This is a genomic window from Acetobacter okinawensis JCM 25146 (genome assembly GCF_000613865.1).
Classification (GTDB): domain Bacteria; phylum Pseudomonadota; class Alphaproteobacteria; order Acetobacterales; family Acetobacteraceae; genus Acetobacter; species Acetobacter okinawensis.
Genome location: NZ_BAJU01000022.1, coordinates 1 through 23,270, shown reverse-complemented (window position 1 = coordinate 23,270; position 23,270 = coordinate 1). Strand labels below are relative to the sequence as shown.

General features: G+C 58.2%; 19 protein-coding genes, 2 tRNA genes and 7 pseudogenes. 10 read left to right on the top strand and 18 right to left on the bottom strand.

The window, feature by feature from the left end; all coding sequences use genetic code 11:
• Window positions 1-23: 23 nt before the first annotated feature.
• Window positions 24-953 (bottom strand): hydrogen peroxide-inducible genes activator, encoded by a 930-nt coding sequence (locus JCM25146_RS09905; protein WP_025827689.1) that lies wholly within the window; start codon window positions 951-953, stop codon window positions 24-26.
• Between the two features lie 163 nt (window positions 954-1,116).
• Between JCM25146_RS09905 and JCM25146_RS18625 the strand changes: the two are divergent.
• Together JCM25146_RS18625 and JCM25146_RS09895 are read left to right on the top strand one after the other, a co-directional pair.
• Window positions 1,117-1,658, top strand: a pseudogene (locus JCM25146_RS18625) (peroxiredoxin).
• A gap of 203 nt (window positions 1,659-1,861) precedes the next feature.
• Window positions 1,862-2,389: a carboxymuconolactone decarboxylase family protein gene (locus JCM25146_RS09895; RefSeq protein WP_025827687.1), complete on the top strand. Its 528-nt coding sequence runs from the start codon at window positions 1,862-1,864 to the stop codon at window positions 2,387-2,389.
• Window positions 2,390-2,519: 130 nt separating this feature from the next.
• On the opposite strand, the gene JCM25146_RS09890 is transcribed toward JCM25146_RS09895, so the two are convergent.
• The 3 genes and pseudogenes from JCM25146_RS09890 to ppa all read right to left on the bottom strand — a co-directional run bounded on the left by JCM25146_RS09890 (window position 2,520) and on the right by ppa (window position 4,290).
• Window positions 2,520-2,596 (bottom strand) — tRNA-Asp (locus JCM25146_RS09890).
• 158 nt (window positions 2,597-2,754) lie between these two features.
• Window positions 2,755-3,581: pseudogene (locus tag JCM25146_RS18620) on the bottom strand (DODA-type extradiol aromatic ring-opening family dioxygenase).
• 181 nt (window positions 3,582-3,762) lie between these two features.
• The gene (gene ppa, locus JCM25146_RS09875; RefSeq protein WP_025827684.1) at window positions 3,763-4,290 is read right to left on the bottom strand and encodes an inorganic diphosphatase; all 528 of its coding nucleotides are present in this window, start codon (window positions 4,288-4,290) and stop codon (window positions 3,763-3,765) included.
• A 158-nt stretch (window positions 4,291-4,448) separates the two neighbouring features.
• Here ppa and JCM25146_RS09870 point away from each other — a divergent pair.
• The 3 genes and pseudogenes from JCM25146_RS09870 (at window position 4,449) to JCM25146_RS09860 (ending at window position 6,833) form a co-directional block, all read left to right on the top strand.
• Window positions 4,449-4,522, top strand: a tRNA-Ile gene (locus JCM25146_RS09870).
• A 76-nt stretch (window positions 4,523-4,598) separates the two neighbouring features.
• Window positions 4,599-6,277, top strand: a pseudogene (ettA, locus tag JCM25146_RS18615) (energy-dependent translational throttle protein EttA).
• Between the two features lie 58 nt (window positions 6,278-6,335).
• Entirely contained in the window at window positions 6,336-6,833 is a 498-nt protein-coding gene (locus JCM25146_RS09860) for a GNAT family N-acetyltransferase (RefSeq protein WP_025827682.1), read from the top strand.
• Window positions 6,834-6,888: 55 nt separating this feature from the next.
• On the opposite strand, the gene JCM25146_RS09855 is transcribed toward JCM25146_RS09860, so the two are convergent.
• The 3 genes from JCM25146_RS09855 to JCM25146_RS09845 all read right to left on the bottom strand — a co-directional run bounded on the left by JCM25146_RS09855 (window position 6,889) and on the right by JCM25146_RS09845 (window position 9,457).
• Window positions 6,889-7,512, bottom strand: coding sequence for an MlaC/ttg2D family ABC transporter substrate-binding protein (locus JCM25146_RS09855; protein WP_025827680.1), 624 nt, complete (start codon window positions 7,510-7,512; stop codon window positions 6,889-6,891).
• 25 nt (window positions 7,513-7,537) lie between these two features.
• On the bottom strand, window positions 7,538-8,386 hold the full coding sequence (locus JCM25146_RS09850; protein WP_025827678.1) for an MlaA family lipoprotein: 849 nt from the start codon (window positions 8,384-8,386) through the stop codon (window positions 7,538-7,540).
• A gap of 243 nt (window positions 8,387-8,629) precedes the next feature.
• The gene (locus JCM25146_RS09845; protein ID WP_025827675.1) at window positions 8,630-9,457 is read right to left on the bottom strand and encodes a TerB family tellurite resistance protein; all 828 of its coding nucleotides are present in this window, start codon (window positions 9,455-9,457) and stop codon (window positions 8,630-8,632) included.
• A 124-nt stretch (window positions 9,458-9,581) separates the two neighbouring features.
• Here JCM25146_RS09845 and JCM25146_RS09840 point away from each other — a divergent pair, with 124 nt between their 5' ends.
• Complete coding sequence (locus tag JCM25146_RS09840) at window positions 9,582-10,529, top strand: ketopantoate reductase family protein (protein ID WP_025827673.1); 948 nt, start codon at window positions 9,582-9,584, stop codon at window positions 10,527-10,529.
• A gap of 22 nt (window positions 10,530-10,551) precedes the next feature.
• A complete protein-coding gene (locus tag JCM25146_RS09835; RefSeq protein WP_025827671.1) occupies window positions 10,552-11,424 on the top strand; it encodes a PhzF family phenazine biosynthesis protein in 873 nt (290 codons plus the stop codon).
• Here JCM25146_RS09835 and JCM25146_RS09830 read toward each other — a convergent pair.
• From JCM25146_RS09830 to JCM25146_RS22475, 5 genes and pseudogenes are all read right to left on the bottom strand, one after another.
• On the bottom strand, window positions 11,421-11,669 hold the full coding sequence (locus JCM25146_RS09830; protein ID WP_025827669.1) for a ribbon-helix-helix domain-containing protein: 249 nt from the start codon (window positions 11,667-11,669) through the stop codon (window positions 11,421-11,423). The genes JCM25146_RS09835 and JCM25146_RS09830 overlap by 4 nt on opposite strands.
• The gene (queG, locus tag JCM25146_RS09825) at window positions 11,666-12,772 is read right to left on the bottom strand and encodes a tRNA epoxyqueuosine(34) reductase QueG (RefSeq protein WP_025827667.1); all 1,107 of its coding nucleotides are present in this window, start codon (window positions 12,770-12,772) and stop codon (window positions 11,666-11,668) included. The genes JCM25146_RS09830 and queG overlap by 4 nt, the downstream gene beginning before the upstream one ends.
• A 45-nt stretch (window positions 12,773-12,817) precedes the next feature.
• A pseudogene (gene tgt, locus JCM25146_RS18610) lies at window positions 12,818-13,977 on the bottom strand (tRNA guanosine(34) transglycosylase Tgt).
• A gap of 43 nt (window positions 13,978-14,020) precedes the next feature.
• Complete coding sequence (queA, locus tag JCM25146_RS09815) at window positions 14,021-15,082, bottom strand: tRNA preQ1(34) S-adenosylmethionine ribosyltransferase-isomerase QueA (RefSeq protein ID WP_025827665.1); 1,062 nt, start codon at window positions 15,080-15,082, stop codon at window positions 14,021-14,023.
• 12 nt (window positions 15,083-15,094) lie between these two features.
• Window positions 15,095-15,256 (bottom strand): hypothetical protein, encoded by a 162-nt coding sequence (locus JCM25146_RS22475; protein ID WP_159101983.1) that lies wholly within the window; start codon window positions 15,254-15,256, stop codon window positions 15,095-15,097.
• Between JCM25146_RS22475 and JCM25146_RS18605 the strand changes: the two are divergent.
• From JCM25146_RS18605 to JCM25146_RS09795, 3 genes and pseudogenes are all read left to right on the top strand, one after another.
• Window positions 15,255-15,466: pseudogene (locus JCM25146_RS18605) on the top strand (hypothetical protein). The gene JCM25146_RS22475 and the pseudogene JCM25146_RS18605 sit on opposite strands and share 2 nt — an antisense overlap.
• Window positions 15,467-15,658: 192 nt before the next feature.
• Window positions 15,659-17,290, top strand: a complete 1,632-nt coding sequence (locus JCM25146_RS22050) for a phosphoethanolamine transferase (RefSeq protein ID WP_148299039.1) — start codon at window positions 15,659-15,661, stop codon at window positions 17,288-17,290.
• Between the two features lie 44 nt (window positions 17,291-17,334).
• Window positions 17,335-18,207: a diacylglycerol/lipid kinase family protein gene (locus JCM25146_RS09795; RefSeq protein WP_025827663.1), complete on the top strand. Its 873-nt coding sequence runs from the start codon at window positions 17,335-17,337 to the stop codon at window positions 18,205-18,207.
• Between the two features lie 262 nt (window positions 18,208-18,469).
• Here the strand turns inward: JCM25146_RS09795 and JCM25146_RS09790 are convergent, their stop codons facing one another.
• From JCM25146_RS09790 to JCM25146_RS09770, 6 genes and pseudogenes are all read right to left on the bottom strand, one after another.
• Window positions 18,470-19,219 carry a methylenetetrahydrofolate reductase gene (locus JCM25146_RS09790; protein WP_025827660.1) on the bottom strand — a complete coding sequence of 250 codons (750 nt, stop codon included), beginning with the start codon at window positions 19,217-19,219 and terminating at the stop codon, window positions 18,470-18,472.
• Window positions 19,216-19,680, bottom strand: coding sequence for a hypothetical protein (locus JCM25146_RS23835; RefSeq protein WP_242401047.1), 465 nt, complete (start codon window positions 19,678-19,680; stop codon window positions 19,216-19,218). Before JCM25146_RS23835 ends, JCM25146_RS09790 begins: the two co-directional genes overlap by 4 nt.
• 111 nt (window positions 19,681-19,791) lie before the next feature.
• Window positions 19,792-20,123: pseudogene (locus tag JCM25146_RS23830) on the bottom strand (tetrahydrofolate dehydrogenase/cyclohydrolase catalytic domain-containing protein); the annotation flags it as partial.
• A 144-nt stretch (window positions 20,124-20,267) separates the two neighbouring features.
• Window positions 20,268-21,427 (bottom strand): annotated as a pseudogene (locus JCM25146_RS18595) (GNAT family N-acetyltransferase).
• A gap of 18 nt (window positions 21,428-21,445) precedes the next feature.
• Window positions 21,446-21,907 (bottom strand): RidA family protein, encoded by a 462-nt coding sequence (locus tag JCM25146_RS09775; protein ID WP_025827658.1) that lies wholly within the window; start codon window positions 21,905-21,907, stop codon window positions 21,446-21,448.
• Window positions 21,908-21,943: 36 nt separating this feature from the next.
• The coding region (locus JCM25146_RS09770; RefSeq protein ID WP_025827657.1) for a TSCPD domain-containing protein at window positions 21,944-23,270 on the bottom strand (1,327 nt) is incomplete at its 5' end.

Sequence of the window (23,270 nt, the reverse complement as noted above, 5' to 3'; positions counted from 1 at the left end):
ATGCCTGTGATCTGGTCCGCTCTTCAGGCTGCGTGGGGGGCAAGGGTGCGCAGTGTGCCGGCCAGCGTGGTAAAATCCGCAGCACGGGGGGAGCGGGGGCGCCAGGCCAGGCCGATGGTGCGCCACGTAGCCCCCCCGGCCAGTGGGCGGGCAAGAATGGCACGGTTTTTAAGGATGCCGTTCTCAATGGCCAGTGCGGGCATAATGGCGATTCCCAACCCTAGTTCGACCATTTCCGCCATGCTGTGGAGTGACATGGCGGTAAATGTGGGTTCGCTCTCCCCTTCCGAACCACTGCGGCTGGGGCTTTGGCGGCAGATGGCCAGTGTCTGCTCGCGCAGGCAGTGCCCGTCTTCCATCATCACCATGTTGTACTCGGACAGGCGCTCTACAGGCACGCTTTCCAATGCCCCAAAAGGGTGGTTGGTGGGCATGATGACGTAAAAGGGGTCCTGCCACAGGGGGTGGGTCTCTGTGCCGTCACACAGGCAGGGCATGGCCAGCACCAGCATGTCCAACTGCCCAAGGGAGAGTTTTTCCAGCAGATGCTCCGTTGTGTCTTCGGTCAGGGACAGGAGCAGGCGCGGAAAATGCTCATGCAGGATGCGGACCGTGCGGGGGATAAGGAACGGGCCAATAGTGGGGATGACCCCGAGTCGCAGGGGGCCGGTCAACGGGGTGCGGGCGGCTGCGGCCAACTGGGGCACGGCCTCCAGTGCCGCCAGCGCCTGCCGGGCCTTTAGCGCGATCTCGTGCCCCAGTGGTGTAAAAACCACTTTTTTACCCACAGTGCGGTCCAGCAGGAGGGCATCAAGCTGGCGCTCAAGCGCCATAATCCCGGCAGAGAGGGTGGACTGGGTAACCGCGCAGACTGCCGCCGCACGGCCAAAATGGCGTAGTTCGGACAGGGCGATCAGGTAGCGCAGTTGCTGGGCGGAGGGGAGGGGAAGCATGGCCAAGTCCTACCTGAAAACCAAGGTATGGGTAATCGATATACTCAATTGTTCCTATATAAAATTTTCATTGGATTAAATGAAAAAGGCGGCCCATACAGGTTTGCACCGCCTGACCAACTCAAGATGGTCAGGCACAGTGCCAGAAACAAGGAGCAAACATATGCTGACCGTTGGCGATAAGTTTCCCAGCTTTGATCTGACCGCCGTTCCGGGTGGGCCGGAAGGCTGAAGGGCGAATTCGTTCAGATTTCCGACAAGTCCGATGCCGGTAAGTGGAAAGTAGTGTTCTTCTGGCCGAAGGACTTCACCTTTGTCTGCCCGACCGAAATCGTGGCTTTTGGCAAACTGTCCAAAGACTTCGCAGACCGCGACGCAGTTGTGTATGGCGTGTCCATCGACAGCGAGTTCGTGCATCTGAACTGGCGTCTGCACCACGATGACCTGAAGGATCTGTCGATCCCGATGCTGGCCGACATCAAGCGCGAGCTGACAGAAGGCACGGGCGTTATGGCAAAGGACGCTGGCGTTGCCCTGCGCGCCACCTTTGTGATCGACCCCCACGGCGTCATCCGTCATGTGTCCGTCAACGACCTGTCCGTTGGTCGTAACCCGCAGGAAATCCTGCGTATTCTGGACGGTCTGCAGAGCGATGAGCTGTGCCCGTGCAACTGGAAGAAGGGCGAAGACTTTATTAAAGTCTGAGTCTGATACTTCTCCCGGTCCGTGTTTGCGGGCCGGGGGTAGTCAGGCAGACCCATTGCGTGGTCTGCCTGACTACCTGCACTGCTCTGTTCTGGTGGTTATGCCCACTTCCGCCATCTGATGTGGCGGCCATGTGTTCCAGTTAACCATAATCTGGTCTGGCGCAGTTTTTTCCCCAAAAAAAAATCACGATGGAAAAAGTCATGTCCATAGATGCTCTCAAAGACCGTATTCCCGATTACGCCAAGGACCTGCGCCTCAATCTGGGGTCTCTGGCCAGCGACATCTCCCTGACCCCGCAGCAGCTTGGTGGTACGTTTGTGGCCTCCGCCCTTGCTGCGAGAAATGACGATGTCACGCGTGAGATTGTGGCCCAGTTCCGCGATGTCCTGTCCGAACAGGCGCTGACAGCCGCACAGTCTGCCAATGCCATTATGGGCATGAACAATATTTACTACCGCTTTGTGCATATGGCCGGTGGTGAGTATGCCAAAATGCCTGCCCAGCTCCGTATGAGCGTTATTGGCAACCCGGGTGTGGATAAAGCCGACTTTGAGCTGTGGTGTCTGGCTGTTTCCATTATCAATGGGTGTGACCTGTGCGTAACCAGCCACGAAAAAATCGTGCGTGATGCGCTAGGGGCCGCCGCTGTGCAGACTGCCGCCCGTATTGCTGCAACCGTGCACGCTGTTGCGGTAACACTGCAAGGTGCAGACGCATTGCAGGGCTAACGGTCAGTAAGACGTCAGGCGTAAGCGCAAACCGGTCGTTCTCGCGGCCGGTCAGGAGTGTGCATGTGGCTTGTAGTAAAAAGGGGCGCTCGGCGCCACTTTCTGATTACGATAAGATTGTAAGGGAAAGTGGCGCGAGTGACGGGGCTCGAACCCGCGACCTCCGGCGTGACAGGCCGGCGCTCTAACCAACTGAGCTACACCCGCATTTTCGACGCTCAACCGTTGTGTGCGTCGGTATGTGGGGCTTTATAACGATGTTTTTTTCTTTGGCAACAGGCATTTCACAAAAAATGCAAAGAAACGCATTTTAGCCAGTGCCATGCTGCCCAAAGGGGCAAAAAGCACCCGGCCAAGGGGCCGGGTTACCCAAAACGGTAGCCCGAGAGCGCTTTGCCCAGAACGATATCGCTGTAGATCTGCTGGCCTTTATCCTGCCCGGCGGCTCCGGCAGCGATCATAAGGGGCAGTAGGTGCTCCTCACGCGGGTGGCACAGGCGCGCACCGGGGGCTTGTGCCCATTGCGTCAGCCTCAGGTTTCGTTCAGGCGGTGGGGCGCAGGCTGTGGCCGTCAGCCATGCATCAAACGCCTGCGCGGGCTGGTCGGTCACAGGGGAGCCGTTCATGAAGTGACGCAGGTTATGGTAGCTCAGGCCGGTGCCCACAATCAGCACATTCTGCGCACGCAATGGGGCAAGTGCTGCACCAATGGCCAGATGCTCCGCTGGGTCCAGAGCCATTTGCAAGGATAACTCCACCACGGGAATATCTGCGTGCGGAAAGGCGAGAATGAAGGGAATGAAGACCCCGTGGTCAAGCCCGCGCTGTTCGTCTGCGGCGTTGGCAATCCCGGCGTTCTGGAGCAGGGTGCGTATGTGCCGCGCGACATCCGGGCTGCCCGGTGCAGGGTATTGTAGCGTATAGGTGTGGGGCGGAAAGCGTAATAGTCGTATATCAGTTCTGGTGCTGGGCTGGAGGTGACCGTTACGGCCTGTTCCTCCCAATGGCCGGACACAACAACAATCGCATCCGGCTTTTGTGGAAGCGTGTTGCCAAGCCCGCGCAAAAAAGCGGCCATATGGTCCCATGTCTGGGGCCAGTCCATAAAAAAGCACGGCCCACCCCCATGAGGGATGAACAGGGTCGGCTGCTGGGGTCGGGTCGTTGAGGGGGAGAGGTCAGTGGCAGGCATGAACAGTCACCGTTAAAACATGAGTGTTTCAGAGTGTTGTTCAGAGCATGGCGTAAAACTGGCAGGCTGATAATCCGCGATACACGCAATATATCTCACACTTTGGGTGTGAGTGCGGGCAGCCTGCGGGCATGGTGGCGCAATGGGCCACCATGCCGTTCTGGTATAAGGTGTGGAAGCCTTATTTGGTTTTTGCGGCTTCCAGAGCCTTGAGGATGAAGGAGCCTGCTTCTTCCTTTGTGCCCCAGCCGGTCACTTTGACCCACTTGCCTTTTTCAAGGTCCTTGTAGCGGGTAAAAAAGTGCTCAATGGCCTTGACCGTAATTTCGGGCAGGTCCGCAATGGTTTCTACCTTGGAGAACTCGGGGTGCACCTTGTCGTGGGGGACGCAGATGATCTTTTCGTCCTGCCCGGATTCGTCTTCCATCTTCAGCACGCCAATGGGGCGCGCGCGGATCACGCTGCCGGGTACGACGTTGGTGGGGGTCAGGACCAGCGCATCCGTGGGGTCGCCATCAGCGGCCAGCGTGTTGGGAATAAAGCCATAAGCCGTCGGGTAGGCCATGGGCGTGAACAGAAAACGGTCAACGAACAGAGCGCCGCTTTCTTTGTCGATTTCGTATTTGACCGAGGAACCCTGCGGGATTTCAATCACGACATTGATGTCAAAGGGGACATCCTTGCCGGGAGAAAGTTTGGAAACGTCCATGAGCACTGCTCCAGCCAGTAAATAAGAGAGAATGCTCCAGACCCTATCCGCCCGCCCGCTGCTTGCCAAGGGCTGGAGTATAAACGGGCAATATATGGATTTTCCTGCCCCAGACCCTTGCCAAACCGCTCTGGTTGCGTAATCAGATACTCGCCTGCGCGCCCGTAGCTCAATTGGTTAGAGCGGGCCGCTCATAACGGCTTGGTTGCGGGTTCAAGTCCTGCCGGGCGCAGGCTGTTCCAGCCAGTCGCGCTGCCTGTGACCACTTCATTTTTTCAGTCTGTTCCGCATAACGGGGGTTCATCATCATGGCATCTTATCAATACGTCTATGTGATGAAGGATCTGACAAAGTCCTATCCCGGCGGGCGTGAAGTGTTCAAGGGGATTACCCTGTCCTTCGTGCCGGGTGCCAAGATCGGTATTCTGGGTGTGAACGGCGCGGGTAAGTCCACCCTGCTCAAGATCATGGCTGGACTCGATAAGGAATTCGGGGGGGAAGCCTGGGCGGCTGAAGGTGCGCGCGTTGGCTATCTGGAGCAGGAACCCCAACTGGACCCCAAGCTGACCGTGGGGGAGAACGTTGCTCTGGGCTTTGGTGAGCTCAAAAAAGCGGTAGATCGTTTTAACGAAATTTCTGCCCGTTTTGCCGAACCCATGGAAGACGACGAAATGAACGCCCTGCTGGCCGAACAGGCCGAACTGCAGGAAAAAATTGATGCGGGTGACGGCTGGGAGCTGGACCGCAAGCTGGAGATCGCACTGGACGCCCTGCGCTGCCCGCCTGCGGACAGTTCGGTAGAAAAACTGTCCGGGGGGGAGTGCCGCCGGGTCGCTCTGTGCCGCCTGCTGCTGGAAAAACCAGACCTTCTGCTGCTTGACGAACCGACCAACCATCTGGACGCAGAAAGCGTGGCATGGCTGGAAAAAACCCTGCGTGACTACGACGGCACGGTAATGGTCATTACCCATGACCGTTACTTCCTGGATAACGTGACTAACTGGATTTTGGAAATTGAGCGCGGTCGCGGTATCCCGTTCGAGGGCAATTATTCCTCATGGCTGGAACAGAAGCGCAAGCGCCTGTCGCAGGAAGAAAAGGAAGAAAGTGCCCGCCAGCGTGCCCTCGCCGCCGAACAGGAATGGATTAACGCCAGCCCCAAGGCCCGCCAGAGCAAAAGCAAAGCCCGTATTGCCAAGTATGAGGAAATGCTGGCCGCAAGTGCCGAGCGTGTGGGCGGTGTGGCTGATATTGTTATCCCCCCTGGCCCGCGCCTTGGCGGTACGGTGATCGAGGCTGACAACCTGACCAAAGGGTTTGGGGACCGGCTGCTGATTGATAATCTGAACTTCAAGCTGCCACCGGGCGGCATTGTGGGTGTCATCGGGCCGAATGGTGCTGGTAAGTCCACGCTGTTCAAAATGATTATCGGGCAGGACAAGCCCGATTCAGGTGAGCTGAAAATCGGTGAGACGGTCAAGCTCGGCTATGTTGACCAGTCGCGTGATGACCTGTCCCCCGATAAAACCGTGTGGGAAGAAATCTCGGGCGGGACGGATGTGATCTACTTGGGCAAGCGGGCTGTGCCGTCGCGCGCTACGTAGGGGCTTTTAACTTTAAAGGCTCCGACCAGCAGAAAAAGGTTGGTGTGCTCTCGGGCGGGGAACGCAACCGTGTGCATCTGGCTAAAATGCTCCGCCAGGAAAGCAACGTGATCCTGCTTGACGAACCGACCAACGATCTGGACGTGGATACGCTGCGCGCTCTGGAAGATGCTCTGGCCGAGTTTGCAGGCTGCGCCGTGGTTATCTCCCATGACCGCTGGTTCCTGGACCGTCTGGCTACGCATATTCTCGCGTTTGAAGGCGATTCCCACGTTGAGTGGTTTGAGGGTAACTTCCAGGCTTATGAAGAAGACAAACGCCGTCGTCTTGGCCCGGATGCCACCGAACCCGGACGTATCCATTACAAACCGCTTGCCCGTTAAGGGCATGCGGACATGGGGGCTCCATCAGGGGGCCTTCCTCCGCTGCGGGGGCTGAGCAATGGATTTACGCTCGGTCAGAACACCACGCCTGCTCCTTAAACCCGTTACGTGGCGGGATATGGAAGATATGGTGCGCCTGAAGGCCGATGGCGGCGCTTTTGGCCAGATGCTGGGCGGGGTTTGTACCCGCCAGCAGGCAGAGCGCGAAATGGCAGATGACATTGCTTTTTGGGCATGCCATCGCGTTGGTATTTTTACCATTCATGAAAACGGCCAGTTTGTGGGTATGACCGGCATCCATGACCGACCGGATGGTCGTGGGTTTGGTCTGCGCTTTGCTCTGTTTGCAAGCGCGCGCGGGCGCGGCATTGCGCGTGAGGCTGCCAATGCGGCATTGAACTTTGCGCATGATGCAGGCTTGCACAGGGTTATTGCTGTGGCATCGGAGAGTAATGTGGCCTCCCGTACCATTCTGGGCAGTATTGGTATGCATGTCTGCGAGACATTCGCCAGAAACGGACAGACAATGATGGTGTACGAGAGCAAGCGCGCATAAAAAGCACCCTTTCGGGTGCTTTTTGCCAGAGTGGCTGGTGCGTTTTTTTATATGCTCAGTTGGCTGCCTGAGCGTGACGGTCCAACTGTTTTTGCAGGGCAACCAGCAGTGTGTCCACGCTGCCACCATTACGGGCAATAAAGGAGGAGTAGTCGTTACGCTGGGTCAGGCGCAGGCTTGCCCCTTCACCGATCACGTCCACAACCTGTGGCTGCCCATTGTCATAGCCAACAATCCACTGCATGGAGGCAGGGGGCTGCTGGGGGCGTGTGAGAATGGCGTTAACGGAATCTTCCCCACCCGATTTGGTCACATCCCCGATGGTGAAGCTTACGCCACGGTATTCACCAAGCTTGTCGGTAATGGCGTTGACCAGCACTTCGTGGAAGAGGGCCAGATAATGCTGCCGCTGTTCCGGGGTGGCAATTTTCCAGTAACGGCCAAGGCAGTAGCGGCCAATACCGTCAATATCCACGTTTTTCTGAACAAGAGGAAGCACTTTGGCTTTCTTTTCAGGCAGGGGCACAGGGCTGTTTACAATGGCAACAAGCTGGGTGCCAAAGCCCTGAATGAACTGCTTGGCGTTATCCGCTGCACGGGCTGGCAGTGCAAACAGTCCGCTGGCGCATGTCAGGGCCAGAGTGGCAAGAACAATACGACGACCAGAAAGGAGTTTCATGTCTGCGCTACCTTCTTGTTGTTAGTTATTGATACCAGTCGGGCACGGTGGCGCGGTGGTCATTTTTAATGGCCTCGGCCTGTGCCTTGCGCTGCTGCTGGTATGCGCTGCGGATTGTGGCGTAGGGGTCCAGAGCATCGCGCTGCAAGGCATCCAGATCTTCCAGATGCTCGGAGCGGCCGTGTACTACGCCCATCATATTGTAAGCCCAGTTAAAGCTGACAAGCCCATAGCCGCGGGGAACGTAATCCCATGGGGACAGACCCTGATCAATACCGTAGCCAATGCCATCACGGAACGAGGATGGCCCCATGGGCAGGAACAGGTAAGGACCGGAGGAAATACCCCAGTTGGCCATGGTCAGGCCCGCATCGTTGTCATGGTGCGGGAAGCCAGCCATTTTGGCCACGTCAATCAGCCCGCCTACACCTACGGTCATGTTGATGCACCAGCGCACGAACGAGTCCCCTGCACGGCGGGGTTTGCCAGCTCCCACGTCGTTAAAGAAGACGGAGGGTTCGTTCATGGTGGTAATCATGTTGCCGAGCGAGTTGCGTACCGGGCGCGGCACGGCCCACACATAGGCCTTGGCAGCAGGGCGGAGGGCCCATTTGTCAAACTTCATGGTCAGGTTGAAGACCTTGCGGTTCAACGGCTCGTAAGGGTCGTTTGCCGCCTGGTATTCGGCCAGAGCGTCCGGGTCTTTGGGAACGGGGGCTTTTATGGAGCTACACCCCGTTGTGCCGACCAGCACAAGACCAAGGCAGAGTGTTCCCAGACGGAAACGGCGATGTACCGAGGAACCTTCCCGCGTCTGATCATTTTGATCCTGCGCGCGAGGGCGGAGCCGTGAGCCGTTCCGTCCTGAAATCATTGCCACCTTTACCTTTGCCTTGTGACGTCCGCATGGCCTGCCGGGCAGACCTGTTTACTGCTGCCTTCTCTACCATGAGAAACGCAGGGTGCAATGGCAGGGCTTCTCTGCGTAGAAGGCAGGGGACAAAATACAGCCCTTTGCATGTTGTCTTTTAGCCGGGAAGTCTAGGTTTTTGCAACTGCTGTTGCCATAAAGTCGCACATCCTGCTCAGGATGTGATGGCAGGTTGGGACTCCGGTTTTACAGCCCGCGCTCACGCTTGATAATATCCCATGCAGCGTTGATTCTGGATATGCGGACGGAGGCCACCTGCACCTCTTCCGCGCTGGCATTGCGCGCGGCCAGAATGTCCGGGTGGTACTGCCGGACAAGCTTTTTCCAGTGCGCACGTAACTCCTCGTTGGAGAGGGAGGCGCTGACCCCCATAACGGTGTAGGCGTCATCTTCCCCCATGCTGGCGCGGGCGCGGCCCTGTTCCGCCCGCTCCCATGCCCCACGTCCCAGCCCGAACAGGGCATGCACGCGTTTGAGAAAGCGCAGCTCTTCAGGTGCCAGAGGTTCATCATCCGCCAGATCAGCGCGGGCAATGGCAAACAGGGTCCCCATCAGGTCTTCCAGCGGAGGTTTGTCCTTGCCGTAAGCCTGCCCGAGTTCGCGGGCAAAGGCCTCGTAATCATCGGTTCTCTGGCGGGCCATATCAAACAGGCGGCCAATGTCGCGCATGTTCTCATCGGGTACGCGGAAGCGGTTTTTAAAAGCGTTGATTTCCCGCCGGTTGACCGGTGCATCGCATTTGGCAAGCTTGGCGCACAGGATCACGCAGGTCAGCCCGTAGAGCTGCTCTTTTTTGCCCAATGTCGCCGCCAGTTTGGCGGCCACAAAAGCTGCGGCCCCGTTGGGGTCCGGGCGTGCCCGGGCGGCCCAGCGGTCGCTCCAGCCAACAGCGGGCGGGTGCAGCAATGTACCATTGTCCGCAGCATGGCCCAAAGCCGTGCCCAAAGCGGCACCGAGTGGCCCGCCAACGGCAAAGCCGGTTACTCCGCCAAATATTTTGCCCCAAATCGCCATAAGCTCTTTTATCATGTTCTGGTGTTAAACCCTAGTGCGGGTAGGGGTAGCGTAAAAGCTGGGCAGCAATGTGCCCAAATCGTATTTGTGATGAACCGCGTTAAATCAAAAAAAGAGAGAGGGTATGATTACACACACGGCACCCAGACCAGCCCCTGCGCGGCCAACTGTCGCCCTGATCGGGGCCGGCGCGGTCGGGCTGGTTATGGCGGGGGCTCTTGCCCGTGCCGGGTGGGGGATAAGGGTATGCGGTGCGCGTGCCCCGTTTGCGCGGCTGGATGTAACCGAAGGCGCGGACACAACGGTGTGTGCCGTCACACACGCGCACACTGTGGCCGATGTGGGGGCATGCACGCTGGCTATTGTGGCGGTCAAGGCGCACCAGACGGCGGATGTGGCGGGTTGGATTGGCGCGTTCAATCAGCCGGGGGTGCGTATTCTGGTTGCCCAGAATGGTCTGGAACACCGTGCGCGCATTGCTGCATATGCGCCCGAGGCCAGTGCTGTGCCTGCTATTGTCTATTTTAACGCAGAGCGGTTGGCACCGGGGCATACGGTCCTGCGCCGAATCGGTGCGGCGGACATCTGTCTGCCCGCACAGGCAGATGTGCAGGATGTGGCACAGGCCCTGCAACAGGGCGGGCTGCGTACCCAGACCACGGCAGATATGACCACCATCGTATGGACCAAGCTGCTGGCCAACAGTGCGGCCAACCCGCTGACTGCCCTGAGTGGTCGCACGACCGGGGTGCTGCACGACCCAGCCCTTGCTGCCAGTGCGCGCCAGATCATGGTCGAGGTACTCCGTGTCGGGCAGGCGGAAGGTGCGGCGTTGACCGAGCAGCATGTGGACGAGAGCCTTGCATGGCTCCAGAGTGTGCCGCCGGAGAGCATGACATCCATGCTGCAGGACAGGCAGGCAGGGCGCATCTTGGAGTATGACGCCATAACCGGTGCCATTGTGCGTGCGGCTGAGCGGCATGGGCTGGATGTGCCTTTGAACCGTCTGCTTCTTGGCCTGTTGCGTGCGATCAGGCCCACGCAGGGAGTGGGTCATTCTGGTCATCGGTAAGGCGGTTTGAACGGGAAACCTTATGAAATACGCGTATAAAGTTGTGGATGTTTTTACCCAGACGTCTTTTACCGGGAATCCGGTGGCTGTGGTGCTGGACGCTCAGGGGCTGGATACGCAGGCCATGCAGGCAATAGCCAGTTGGACCAACCTGTCTGAAACAACCTTTGTGCTGCCACCCCGGGCTGAGGGAGCAGACTACAGGCTGCGCATTTTTACCCCCCGGAGCGAACTGCCCTTTGCAGGCCATCCAACACTGGGAAGTGCCCATGCCATACTGGAGGCAGGGCGCGCCACGCCACGGGATGGGCGGCTGGTGCAGGAGTGTGGCGTTGGTCTTGTAGCACTACGGGTTGAGGGGAGTGGTGCTGAGCGTCATTTATATTTCTCTCTCCCCCCTGCAACACAGCAGGCTTTAAGTGCTGCGGATACAGAGGAGCTTGAGGCTATTCTGGGGGTAAGCGTGGACCGTGCAGCCGCCCCGTTGCAGGTTGATGTCGGGCCGGTGTGGGTTGTTGCCCGCGTGGCGGATGTGGCGCAGTTGCTCGCGCTTACGCCTGATTTCTGGCGGGCAAAAATATTTGAACAGCGCCTTGGTGCAACGGGGATCAGTGTGTTCGCCAATCATGAGCATACGTTGGCGGATATAGAGGTCCGCTCCTTTGCCGCATCGCAGGGAGTCAACGAGGACCCCGTGTGTGGCAGCGGTAATGGGAGTGTTGCTGTCTTTAGGCACGCGCATGGCCTGCTGCCGCCCGGTCAGGTCCGGTACAATGCCACGCAGGGGCATTGCGTGGGGCGTGCAGGGCGGCTGGTGGTGTCGGTGGGGCCTGATGGCGCGGTGCAGGTCGGTGGGCAGTGTGTGACCACGGTTGAAGGACGTCTGGCGGGTTAAGGGGATGGCGTGCGCATGTGTGTTTCCACCTGCTGCTCAAGCCATTCCAGCGTGCTGACCCGCAGGGCAGATGCAAGGGACTGGTCGGGCGCGCGCTGGGCGTCAACCTGGGTAACCAGTTGCACCAGCGTGATGTGCTGGTGAGCAATCATACGCTCAAGCACGGCCCAAAAGGCGGGTTCGAGTGCAACGCTGGTATCATGCCCGGCCAGAATCAGGCTGCGCTTTCGTAAATGTCTGCTCATGTGGCGCGGCCTTCAAGTTGTGCAATGGCCCAGAGTGCGGCATCGCGTACGACCGGGTCGGGGTCCATGCTCAGGGTGTGGGCATGGGGCAGCAGGGCGGGTAGGCCAGAATTGCCAATGGCAATCAGCACATTGCGCACAAAGCGGTTGCGGCCGATGCGTTTGATGGGAGAGCCCGAAAACAGGGTTCTGAACGCGGGGTCATTCAGTTGGCTGAGTTCTGCCAGGTCCGGGGCGATAAGCTCTGCTCTGGGCTGGAGTTTGATGTGGTGGCTTGCCTTGGCAAACCTGTTCCATGGGCACACGGCCAGACAGTCATCGCACCCGTAAATATGCGTGCCCATCAGTGGCCGCAGCGCTACGGGAATGGGGCCTGCGTGCTCTATGGTCAGGTAGGAGATGCAGCGCCGTGCGTCCATCTGGTAGGGGGCAGGAAAAGCCTGTGTGGGGCAGGCGCTCAGGCAGCGGCTGCAACTGCCACACCCCCCGCCAGACGGAGGGGAGGATGGCAGGGCGAGCGTTGTATAGATCTCGCCTAAAAACAGCCAGCTTCCATGTTGGCGGGAGACAAGGTTGGTGTGTTTGCCAGCCCAGCCCAGTCCCGCTTTTTCTGCCAGAGGTTTTTCGGCCACAGGAGCGGTATCAACAAACACCTTGACCTCGGGTGCCGCAGTGGCCTGCCTGCCCTCACGCACAACAAACTGCGCCAGATGTTTGAGCATGCCCTTGACCACATCGTGGTAATCCCTGTGGCGGGCATAAACCGAAATATTGCCGCAGCCGGGCTCGTGCAATGTGGCCAGTGCATCCCCTTCCGGCGCGTAGGATGTGCCAAGGGCAATGACCGTGCGGGCATCGGGCCATAGGGCCGTGGGCTGGCTGCGTTGTTCCGCGCGGTCGGCCAGCCAGTTCATCTGCCCATGGTATCCGTTTGCCAGAAAATCCTGCAACCGCAGGCGCACCTCGGGGCCGAGACTGGCCGGGCAGAAACCAATGGCGTCAAACCCCAACTCCAGCGCCTTGTTGCGTATGCGTTCGGCAAGGCGGTGCGCGGTCGGGTCCGCTGTGCCCGTTGTATGGGGCGGAGGGGAGGGGGGTGTCATGGTGGCAGGGCTGGCCCGGAGCGCATGGTGCGGTGTGCCTGCGCGCTACGGTATGGGGGGGATGAGGGGTTGTGGCATCTCATCTTCCGTCCAGTCCTGTGCTGCCCATTCTGCCCGCATGCGCGCCGCGGTGGCATCCAGATTTTTGTCTACGATAGCCTGCCGGATCTGGCGCATGAGGCGCTGATAATAGGCAATATTATGCCACGTCAGCAGCATGGGGCCCAAAATCTCGTTCGCGCGGAACAGGTGGTGCAAATAGGCACGGCTATGGCGCGTGCAGGCCAGACAGTTGCAATGGGGGGAAATGGGGCGCGCGTCCGTGGCATGGCGGGCGTTGCGCAGGTTGAGTGTTCCCCGCTCGGTATAGGCGCGGGCGGTGCGGCCTGCGCGGGTAGGCATGACGCAGTCAAACATGTCCACACCGCGTTGCACACTGCCGAGCAGGTCGTCCGGGGTGCCAACCCCCATAAGGTAACGGGGCTTGTCGGTGGGCATGATGGGGGTGGTGCTGTCCAGCGTTGCGAACATGAGCTCCTGCCCCTCGCCCACTGCCAGCCCGCCAATGGCGTAGCCTTCAAACCCGATGTCGGTCAGGCTCTTACACTTTCTGCCCGCAGGTCGGTTTCTGTTCCGCCTTGCACAATGCCAAACTGGCCGTAACCCGTGCGCTGCACGTAAGCCTCGCGCGAGCGGGCGGCCCAGCGCATGGACAGGCGCATGGAGGCGGCAATGGCCTCTGGCGGGGCGGGGAGTGCGGGGCACTCGTCAAAACACATGGTAATGGTGGCGTCCAGATCATGCTGGATGCCTGTCGAGCTTTCAGGTGTCAGCCGGTGTTCGGAGCCATCAATATGGGAGCGGAAGGTCACACCGTCCTGATCCAGCCGCCGCAGGGCCCCCAGCGACATGACCTGAAAGCCCCCCGAATCGGTCAGGATCGGGCCGGACCAGTCCATAAATCGGTGCAGCCCGCCAAGTGCGCGTACCCGTGCCGCACCGGGGCGGAGCATCAGGTGGTAGGTGTTGCCCAGCACAATGCCTGCTCCGGTGGAGCGCACGGCATCCATGGTCATGGCCTTGACGGTTCCAACCGTGCCTACGGGCATAAAGGTGGGCGTGGCCACGGGGCCGTGGGCTGTGTGCAGCATGCCCGCACGGGCTGCGCCATCAGTACTTTCACAGGTCCAGTGGAAACGGCTCATGGAGTGGTCCTTGTGGGAGAATGGCAGGTTGAGGGAGGAAGGCTCAGCGGTCATGAAGACTGCTCGCACACTGGAGCAGGCAGGCATCACCATAAGAATAAAAGCGGTAGCCGGTATTGAGTGCATGAGCGTACACCGCTTTTGCACGCTCCTGTCCGGCAAAGGCGCAGACCAGCATGAACAGGGTCGAGCGCGGCAGGTGGAAGTTGGTCATCAGCACATCCACTGCCCGGAAGCGGTAGCCAGGGCGGATGAAGATTGCGGTCTCGCCCTCAAACGGATGCACAACGCCGTGCTCATCCGCAGCACTTTCCAAAAGACGTAGGGTGGTGGTGCCTATGGCAACAATACGCCCGCCCGCTGCCCGTGTGGCGTTAATGCGTTCGGCGGTCTGGGGGGTGATAACCCCGTGCTCGGAGTGCATGTGGTGGTGTGCAATATCGTCCGCACGCACGGGCAGAAATGTGCCAGCACCCACATGCAGCGTTAATGTGCAGCGTTGGGCCCCTGTTGCATCGATAGCTGCCAGTAGCTCGGGCGTAAAATGCAATCCGGCGGTGGGCGCGGCCACGGCCCCTTTGTAGCGTTCAAAAATGGTGGCGTAGTCTTTGCTGTCCTGCGCCGTGGGGCCGTTGGGGCGGTGGATGTAAGGGGGCAGGGCCAGAGCACCCGCCGCCTGCAAGAATGCGTCAAACGCATCTCCCTCGCATGAAAAGCGCAGGTTTGCCCCCCCGCCGGGTTCCAGCGCCATGACCTGAGCCGTCTGGTCAGAGTGTGGGAAGGTCAGCATGTCTCCCACTTTCAGGCGGCGGGCGTTGCGTACCAGAACGTGCCATGTGCCATCAGGGCGGATCTGGTCAAGGGTAATGCCAATTCTGGCTTCGCCGCGCAGGGCATGGAGCTGGGCGCGGATGACTGCCGTATTGTTGGCAACCAGCAGGTCCCCCTTGCGCAGGAGCTGAGGCAGGTCACGCACATGGCGGTCTACCAGCGTATGCGCAGATGTGGCGTCCAACAGGCGCGCGGCCTCGCGCGGGCGGGCGGGCTCCTGCGCGATCAGGGCTTCGGGGAGGTGGAAGTCAAAATCTTCGGTGCGGTTGCTCATGGTGTGCCGGGTTTACGCAATAGGGGAGCGCAATGCCAGAGGGAAAGGGAAGGCAGCCTCCACATCGCGGGGCTTGCGTATATGGCCTGACAGGGCCAGTTTTGGTTTGAAATGGCCAGACAGTTCCCTGTTTGTCCATGAGTTTACATCCATAATAAGGAGACGACCCGGCATGTCCTATGCTCTGCTTGATGCGGCCCGCGTGGCCAAGGCCTCCGGTGTTTCGCTTGGTGTTCTCAAAACCAGTGCCGAAACATCAGAAACCCATGTGCGCAAGGTTGTCATGATCGAACGGATTGAGCACTGGCTAACGCCGCCGCCGATTCCGGTGAGCGTGTGACCCTGACGTCCGAAGAGTTCTGGCTGATCAGCAAGAACTGGTAAGGATGTGGCCCCATGTGTTGCCTGTGCCGTGTATTGAGCGGTCAGAGCATGTGGGGCTTACTCCATGCACCACTGCAAGCTGCGTTTAACTGACAGCGCAGAGCAGGCTGGTTTTCTGTAATCTGAGATAGTTGCAAGGTTATCAGAATTTAATATTTTATTCATTTAGAATTGATAAATGCCCACCGCTAAGTGGAAAAACTAAGTTTGGCGGTTGGTTTCGTGAGGAAGTTAAATACAAGAACAATATTAATTATATTATTTTGCGTAATATATTTTATTTTTGAATATTATATAGCCAAGCATTCTGATGGTCGGCATTATAAGCACTTCACATTGCAGATGGCAGTTTTGCCAATTTTGTTTTTTAATTGTGGCCGAATTGCCAGTGTTTTACTGAATACCATATTTGTACTGATTTTGATTTTTGATTTTGATATTTCGTATAATTGTCAACTGGTTACCAGCGGTACGCTCGATGCCGTCATGGGCACCAATCGGCACGAAGCAGCCTCTATGCTATCAACCATCTGTTGGCCTGTGCTCTGTGCGGTCATGCTGGTGCTGGGTGGTGTTGCGGCTCTTTCCTGGAAATTAGGAAGATGGAACCCGCGTATAGCTCTCGTGAGTTTTGTGTTTATTCTGTTGAGCGGCACATATGCCTGTTGGAGAGTCTATACGCTTAAATCATCCCTTCGTTCAGAAACATGGGCGGATATTGGGGAGTTAAGTGATATTGCATCTTCTCTGCGCCAACGCTCGCCCGGTGTGGTTGGTGATGTGACCTATATAATGGTGATGTCTGTGCAACGAGCGCTGGATAAGCGTTTTATTGTGCATCCACACGCCATAACAGATGCTCAGGTTATTGGTCGGCATGCAGGAAGAGTCCATAATATTATCTTTGTTATGGGGGAATCATCACTGGCAAAACGGTACGGCGTGTATGGGTATGCAAGCCAGAATACAACGCCCGGTTTTCGCGCGGCACAGGCGCAGGGGCAGGTTTGTATTGTGGGCAAGGTGCATTCTAATGCCAATTTGACCCGTTATTCTGTTCCCATGACCTTTTCGTTTGAAACACCTTTGGCGCGTAACCAGTTTTTTCAGGAAAAAAACCTGATCGAAATGGCGCGGGACAACGGGTACAAAACATTCTGGATTTCATCACAGGATGGCACAGGCCCGTATGCACGCTCTTACGGCTATATTTCTGAATATAGTGATTATACGACCCGTCAGGATTACAATAATAAAACCAATGGCGTGACATGGAAAGATGAATCCCTGCTACCTGTGCTGGCTGACAGGTTACGTGATTCTGCGCCCTATAAACTTTATGTTTTACATATCAATGGTAGCCACCAGAGTTATGAAGATAAGGTCCGGCCAGAGGATCGGGCCGCACTCCCTCAGGCTGATACATACGACCAGAGTATCCACCATACAGATGATCTGGTGCAGCGTGTTATGGCCATGGCGGCCTCCACACTGGGTGATTACACCCTGATCTATACGTCTGACCATGGTGAGATTGTGGGTGTAGGGCATGGGTACCAGTATGGTGGTTACGACCAGTACACCATTCCCATGATTATTCATGACAGCCATGGAACCGGACGGTATTGCGATATGGCGGAAGCGTTACGTAATGAAGATGGATATTACACGTCAATTATGAATAAGTATCTGTTGCTGGACATGCTGGGTTATGATGTAGATACACACTATATCAACTCCATGCGCAAATCGGATACAATATTGCACTCTGATTTGAAGGTGTACGCATACGCAAATCTGCCCACTGCGCGTGATCGGCGCTGAGTGGGGCTGGAATTTTAGAATTTCTGACGGCTGGAGAGTTTTTTGTGTACATAATCTACAATCCTGCATCTGGTCGTCAGGATATGAAAAAACTTTTATCTGTTCAGCAAGCTTTGGCCAAGCACCATGTTTTTCCTCAGTTGCTTATAACAGAATACGCAGGTCATGCTACAGAACTGGCCCGTTCGGTCTCCGGGCAGGAGGGGGTAACAGTGGTTGCCGCCGGTGGAGACGGGACGATTGCTGAAGTGGTTTCAGGGTTGGTCGGAAGTCGTGCCCGACTGGGGCTTATTCCCCTTGGCACTGCAAATGTATTGGCGCGCGAGTTAGGTATACCGGCGGCTCCCGATACTATTGCAGAAATTCTGGCAACATCTGGAGGACGTATCCTTTGGCCGGGGTGTTTGTATGATACGTCCGGAATACGGAAAATTTTTGTGCAGATGGCCAGTGTTGGCTTTGACGCATGTGTTGTTCACAATGTCAATTACAGCCTAAAAAAACGCATTGGCAGGTATGCTTATGTTTTCCAGATGATACATGATCTATTTTTCTATGATTTTTCATCCGTGCGCATGGAAATTGATGGGGAAACCTGCTCTGCAACAGGCGCTATTGTAAGTAAGGGATGCTTTTACGGTGGGGGTTACCGCATAACTGATTGTGCAGATCCGTCAAAACAAGGGTTTGTTGTGATTTTGTTTGAGAAGGGCGGTATCTTTTCTGCTCTACGGTATGGACACGCTATACTGCGGAATAAATTGGGTGATCTGTCCGACGTGCGGGTGATCAGGGCACGGCAGGTCAAAATTATGGGGTCAAGCAGCATTCCATTACAGGCCGATGGAGATACAGCGGGTTTTGCACCTGTGATGATAAAGGATGCGGAGGCCCCGCTCCTTGTTGCAAGTGCTTAGGATTATGGTGCACGCACACGGCAGAATATGTCGGTATGGGATAACTATATTTTTTGCTTGCTCTGCGTTTGCGTAGTCGCGCCTGCCAGACAAAGGTGCCGGTGCTCGGGGTTAGCGGGTGGAGTGCTCGTCATTGGGATGTTCCAAGATGATCGCACTCACCCCCGCTATTAAAAACACCTGTAGAACAGGAAGTTTTTTACCTGTTCAGAGTAGTCCAGTTTTTCACCCATCTCCGCGCTGGAGATGGAATGATACAGGTTCAGGACGCCGCTTCAAGCAGGGCAGGCAGGTATTGTTCCAGCTTGATGCGTACAGGCATCAGATAGGCGCTAGCCTGATCGCGTGCCAGTTCGCGCAGGACTCTCTGCGCAAAGGCAATGTTTGATTCAAGCGTTGTGGAAAAATCCTTGGGAAAGACAATGTGGTTCGTGGTCTCCCAGTAAGAGCGGGAGCGTGGACCAATAACGGGAGAAAGACCCCAGAATACATCTTCGCCCTGCAGCCACTCGCGGCACAGGTCAAACAGCTTGTAGTCAAATACAGGCTGGGTGAAAAAACCGCTGGCTCCTGCTTCTTTTTTGCGGGCGATGTCTTCCAGCTCTTTCCACGGTGCACGGCGGTAGGGGTCGAATGCTGCGTAGATTTTAAGATGTGGCGCTTCCTTGCGGTAGCGGCGGATAATGCTTTCCGTGCTGTTGGGGTATGTGCGCATGGACAGGTCGGCTGGGGGGTCTCCATGCACGACCAGAATTTCCTCCAGCCCTTCCTGCGCGGCTCCGGGCAGGGGGGCGTCGGGTGCAATGTCTATGGCGCGGATGTGTGGTATAATGTGGGGAAAGGTCGGGCGCAGCAGGGCCGCTGCATCCCAGCTCCGTAGGGGGAAGCGCATAAGGTCGGGGATGTTGAGCGTATCCGCTACGGGGAAAACGGTTTTAACCGTTTCTACATCCTGCGCCAAAGACTCGGCCGAGCGGGGGATCAGTTCAACGCACAGGCGGTTCAGGCTCATTCGGCTTGCCCCTTGATCTGCATCTGCGCGGCTGTGAGTGTGTTCTTGAGCAGGCAGGCAATGGTCATGGGGCCAACACCGCCCGGTACGGGGGTAATGCGCCCGGCAACCTGAACAGCCTCGTCAAACGCCACATCGCCGACAAGCCGGGTTTTGCCATTTGCTGTCTGGGTGCGGGTAATGCCCACATCAATGACCGTAGCACCGGGTTTGATCCAGCTCCCCCGGACCAGCTCGCGGCAGCCGGTGGCTACAACCAGAATATCGGCCTCACGGGCAAGGGCTGCGGTGTCGCGCGTGTGAATATGGGCAATGCTGACCGTGCAGCCTTCGCCCAGTAGCAGTAGCGCCATGGGTTTGCCCACAAGGTTGGAAGCACCAATAACCACGGCGTGCTTGCCCTTCATATCCCCAAGCTGGTCGCGTAGCAGCAGCAGGCACCCAAGCGGGGTGCAGGGCACAATGCCGGGCAGCTCAACCGCAAGGCGGCCTGCGTTGACCTCGCCCAGACCATCCACATCCTTGTCAGGGGCAATGGCATTGGTGATGCGGCGTGCATCCAACCCTTTGGGGAGGGGGAGCTGCACCAGAATACCATGAATTTCCGGGTCATTGTTCAGCCGCCCGATCAGGTCAGCAGTTCGGTCTCTGACGTGGTTTCGGGGAGCATGTGCATGAAGGAGCGCATGCCTGCATGGTGTGTCTGAATGGCCTTGTTTTTGACGTACACCTCGCTTGCCGGGTCGTTGCCCACCAGAATGACGGCCAGTCCGGGGGTTACGCCATGCTGGTCGTGGAAGGCCAGAACATCCTCACGGATCTGCTGGCGCAATGTTGCGGCAAAGGCCTTGCCATCGATCAGGGTTGCCTGATGCTCGGAGGGGAGGGAGGAGGATGTGCTCATCAGTTCTGTGCCGGTCCGGTCGCGTAAACAGGTGGGAAAAGATCACGCGGGCATACGCAAAAAAACGCGTGTCGACAATCTCTGGCCCCAGAAGTTCCGGTTTGTGGCGTTGGCGTGTGGGGCAGATGTGTGGGGTTGTGGAGGTTACAGCGCATCGGGGGTGCTGTCCTGCCTGTAAGGGGTCAGTACGTTCAGGTTCTGGGCTTCGGCCAGTATGGCGGGCCGCTCTGCGTTTAAAAAACCCTCAACGGCCTCGCGCAGGGACGGGTTTTGCAGCCAGTGGGCAGAGTGGGTCAGGGTGGGCTGGTAACCACGCTGGATTTTGTGTTCACCCTGAGCGCCTGCCTCCACACGTTGCAGACCGTGAGCTATGGCAAAATCTATGGCGCGATAATAGCAGAGTTCAAAATGTAGAAAAGGCCAGTTGCCCACACAGCCCCAGTTGCGACCGTAAAGGGTATTGGTGCCCATTAGGTTGAGTGCGGCGGCAACGGGTGTTTGTCCGTTGCGAGCGATCATGAGCACCACCCGCTCCCCCAGACGTTGCGCCATAAGGGGGAAAAACTCGGCGCTCAGGTACGCACTGCCCCATTTGCGGTCGATCGTATTGCGGTAAAATGCGTAAAAGGCCTGCCAGTCCGCCGGTGTTATGTCGGACCTTGCAGGGTTTCGAAAGTCAGGCCCGCGGCATTGGCGTCCCGCCGCTCCCGCTTGATGCTTTTACGTTTACGAGCAGAGAGTGTGGACAGAAAATCGTCGAAGGTGGCGTAACCCCTGTTGTGCCAGTGGTATTGCAAACCAAGGCGGGGCAGCCAGCCCTGCTGCTGCAGCACTGCACTTTCTGCCTCGGTGCAGAAGGTGACGTGGACGGAGGACAGGCCGGTATCCGCACAGATCTGGCGGAGCGCATCGGCCATGACAGCGGCTGTCTCGGGCGGGGCGTTGGGGTGGCACAGCAGCCTTGGGCCGGGGGCTGGGGTAAAGGGTACGGCAATCTGGAGCTTTGGGTAGTAGCGCCCCCCCGCCGCCTCAAACGCGCGGGCCCAGCCCTGATCGAACACATACTCACCCCACGAGTGGCCCTTGAGGTAAGCAGGGCAGACTGCGGCCAGTTGCCCGTCTGGGCTATGCAGGCTGACATGGCGGGGTATCCACCCGCTTGTGCGCCCGGTGGAGCCACTGTCTTCCAGTGCGCTCAGAAAATCATGGCTGACAAATGGGTTGTCCGGCCCAGCACATTGCGCCCATTCCTTTGCGGGAATGTCGTGAATGCGGTCATGCAGGGCAACGGACCAGTCAGCCATCAGGTTTTGTCCACGCGGTCAGGCGATTTCAAACAGACCTTCCACTTCCACCGGCGCGTCCAGCGGCAGGGAGGGTACACCAACGGTCGAGCGGGCATGGCGCCCTGCATCCCCAAAGACAGCAACCGCCAGATCGGATGCCCCGTTCATGACTGAAGCATGGGCCGTAAAGTCGGGTGTGCAGGCAATAAAGCCACCCAGACGCACAACGCGCTTAACCCGTGCAAGGTCGCCCACCGCAGCCTGGACCTGTGCGATCACGTTGATCATGCTGTAACGCGCGGCTTCTACGGCTGTGTCCACATCCACCGTGCCACCCAGCTTGCCGGTAGCGAACAGCTTGCCATTGTGCAGCGGCAACTGGCCGGACACGACCAGCAGCGAACCAGTTTGCACACAGGCTACATAGTTGGCCACGGGCGCTGCGGGTGTGGGCAGGTCAATACCCAGTTCGGCCAGACGGGATTGGGGAGTGCTCATCGCGTTTTGTTCCGTTCCTTGTCAAAAAAACCGGGCCTAGCAAACCAGCCGCAGGTTGCGCCGTGGGCGGGTAGGCTGCGTATCGTCTCCCTCGGGCAGGTCCAGTGGCAGCAGCGGGTCCGGCTCTGACGCGCTGTCCTGATGGGGGCCGTCGGGCAGGCGTCTGTCCAGATAGGTGTCGGACAGGGCCCTGAAGGCGTAGTCCAGCATGGAAGTGGCATAGGAGGCAACCGGGTCGCCCTCCACGGTGCCAGCCGGGCCAAAGCAGGAATAGGCAAAGTTTTCCACATAGGCTTCCAGCGGTGCGCCATATTGCAGGCCGATGCTGACTGCGTCCCCAAAGCTTTCCATCAGTCCGCGCACCATCGGGCTCTCACGCGTGGGGGTGAGTGTGAGCTCCCCTAGCGTGCCGTCCTCGTATTCTCCGGTGCGCATGAACAGGCGGTGCCCGCCAATGGTGGTTTTTTGTGTAAAACCGCCATGCCGTGCGGGCAGAATCCGCCGCATGCCACGCTCCAGCTTCAGCCGCACAGGTGTTGGCAGGGTTTCTGGCCGTGCGGGCATGCGGTCGGCAAAACCGGTGAGCGCACGATACATGGCCAGATGCGCCTTGGGGCCGGGCTGGGGGAGCACAGTCTCGCCCGCAAGGGCTGCCGCCAGAGCGGTTTCCACCGTAAAACCGCGGATATCCAGCCGTTGCCGCGTGCTGTTGGCCAGCCGCCCATCGGGGCGGAGCATGGAAAAAACAGGGGCGAGCCCACAGGATTCCACCCCAAGCAGGCCATCTATGGGGTTGGGGGTGGAGAACCCGGTCTCGATCGGGGCTACGGGGGTCAGGGTTTCCACCGCAGCTTCGTTCCAGACTGCGCGCAGGGTCTCGCCCAGACCGGGGAGCACGGTGCGCACGGGGGGAAGAGGCAGGGACTCCGGGCCACGTCCGGCATGGGCGGTCAGTGTGGCCAGTGCCGTAATGGCGCAGGCGGCGGCCCGGCCATCCTCGCTGTCATAATCCAGACCGACTCCGGCCAGACAGGCATCCATGTTGGTCAGCAGGATGTCTCCTGCTGTTATGGCCTGCATGGGGGGTGTGTCCGTTCCGGCGGAGGGGCTGGGCGCGAACAGGTCGGGTAGCGGCAAATCCCCATTACGCTGGTCCGCCATAGTCAGCGCTGCCTGACGCAGGACTGCGCAGATGAGCTTGAGAGCCGCAACAAAGGTGCGGGCGGCAAAGCCCTCTCCGGGGGAGACAAAGCTCGCCAGATTAACCACAAAGCCTGCGGGCCGGTCGAATGCGCAATGCCACACGGCTTCCACCGGGGCGGCCTGCCGTGTGAGCAGCAGCCAGACCAGCGAGCGCGCGGAG

Bases quoted from the DNA above. Each gene is read 5' to 3' on its own strand.
- JCM25146_RS09905 (WP_025827689.1), bottom strand. From the start codon at position 953: ATGCTTCCCCTCCCCTCCGCCCAGCAACTGCGCTACCTGATCGCCCTG.
- JCM25146_RS09895 (WP_025827687.1), top strand. From the start codon at position 1,862: ATGTCCATAGATGCTCTCAAAGACCGTATTCCCGATTACGCCAAGGAC.
- ppa (WP_025827684.1), bottom strand. From the start codon at position 4,290: ATGGACGTTTCCAAACTTTCTCCCGGCAAGGATGTCCCCTTTGACATC.
- JCM25146_RS09860 (WP_025827682.1), top strand. From the start codon at position 6,336: ATGGATTTACGCTCGGTCAGAACACCACGCCTGCTCCTTAAACCCGTT.
- JCM25146_RS09855 (WP_025827680.1), bottom strand. From the start codon at position 7,512: ATGAAACTCCTTTCTGGTCGTCGTATTGTTCTTGCCACTCTGGCCCTG.
- JCM25146_RS09850 (WP_025827678.1), bottom strand. From the start codon at position 8,386: ATGATTTCAGGACGGAACGGCTCACGGCTCCGCCCTCGCGCGCAGGAT.
- JCM25146_RS09845 (WP_025827675.1), bottom strand. From the start codon at position 9,457: ATGGCGATTTGGGGCAAAATATTTGGCGGAGTAACCGGCTTTGCCGTT.
- JCM25146_RS09840 (WP_025827673.1), top strand. From the start codon at position 9,582: ATGATTACACACACGGCACCCAGACCAGCCCCTGCGCGGCCAACTGTC.
- JCM25146_RS09835 (WP_025827671.1), top strand. From the start codon at position 10,552: ATGAAATACGCGTATAAAGTTGTGGATGTTTTTACCCAGACGTCTTTT.
- JCM25146_RS09830 (WP_025827669.1), bottom strand. From the start codon at position 11,669: ATGAGCAGACATTTACGAAAGCGCAGCCTGATTCTGGCCGGGCATGAT.
- queG (WP_025827667.1), bottom strand. From the start codon at position 12,772: ATGACACCCCCCTCCCCTCCGCCCCATACAACGGGCACAGCGGACCCG.
- queA (WP_025827665.1), bottom strand. From the start codon at position 15,082: ATGAGCAACCGCACCGAAGATTTTGACTTCCACCTCCCCGAAGCCCTG.
- JCM25146_RS22475 (WP_159101983.1), bottom strand. From the start codon at position 15,256: ATGCCGGGTCGTCTCCTTATTATGGATGTAAACTCATGGACAAACAGG.
- JCM25146_RS09790 (WP_025827660.1), bottom strand. From the start codon at position 19,219: ATGAGCCTGAACCGCCTGTGCGTTGAACTGATCCCCCGCTCGGCCGAG.
- JCM25146_RS09775 (WP_025827658.1), bottom strand. From the start codon at position 21,907: ATGAGCACTCCCCAATCCCGTCTGGCCGAACTGGGTATTGACCTGCCC.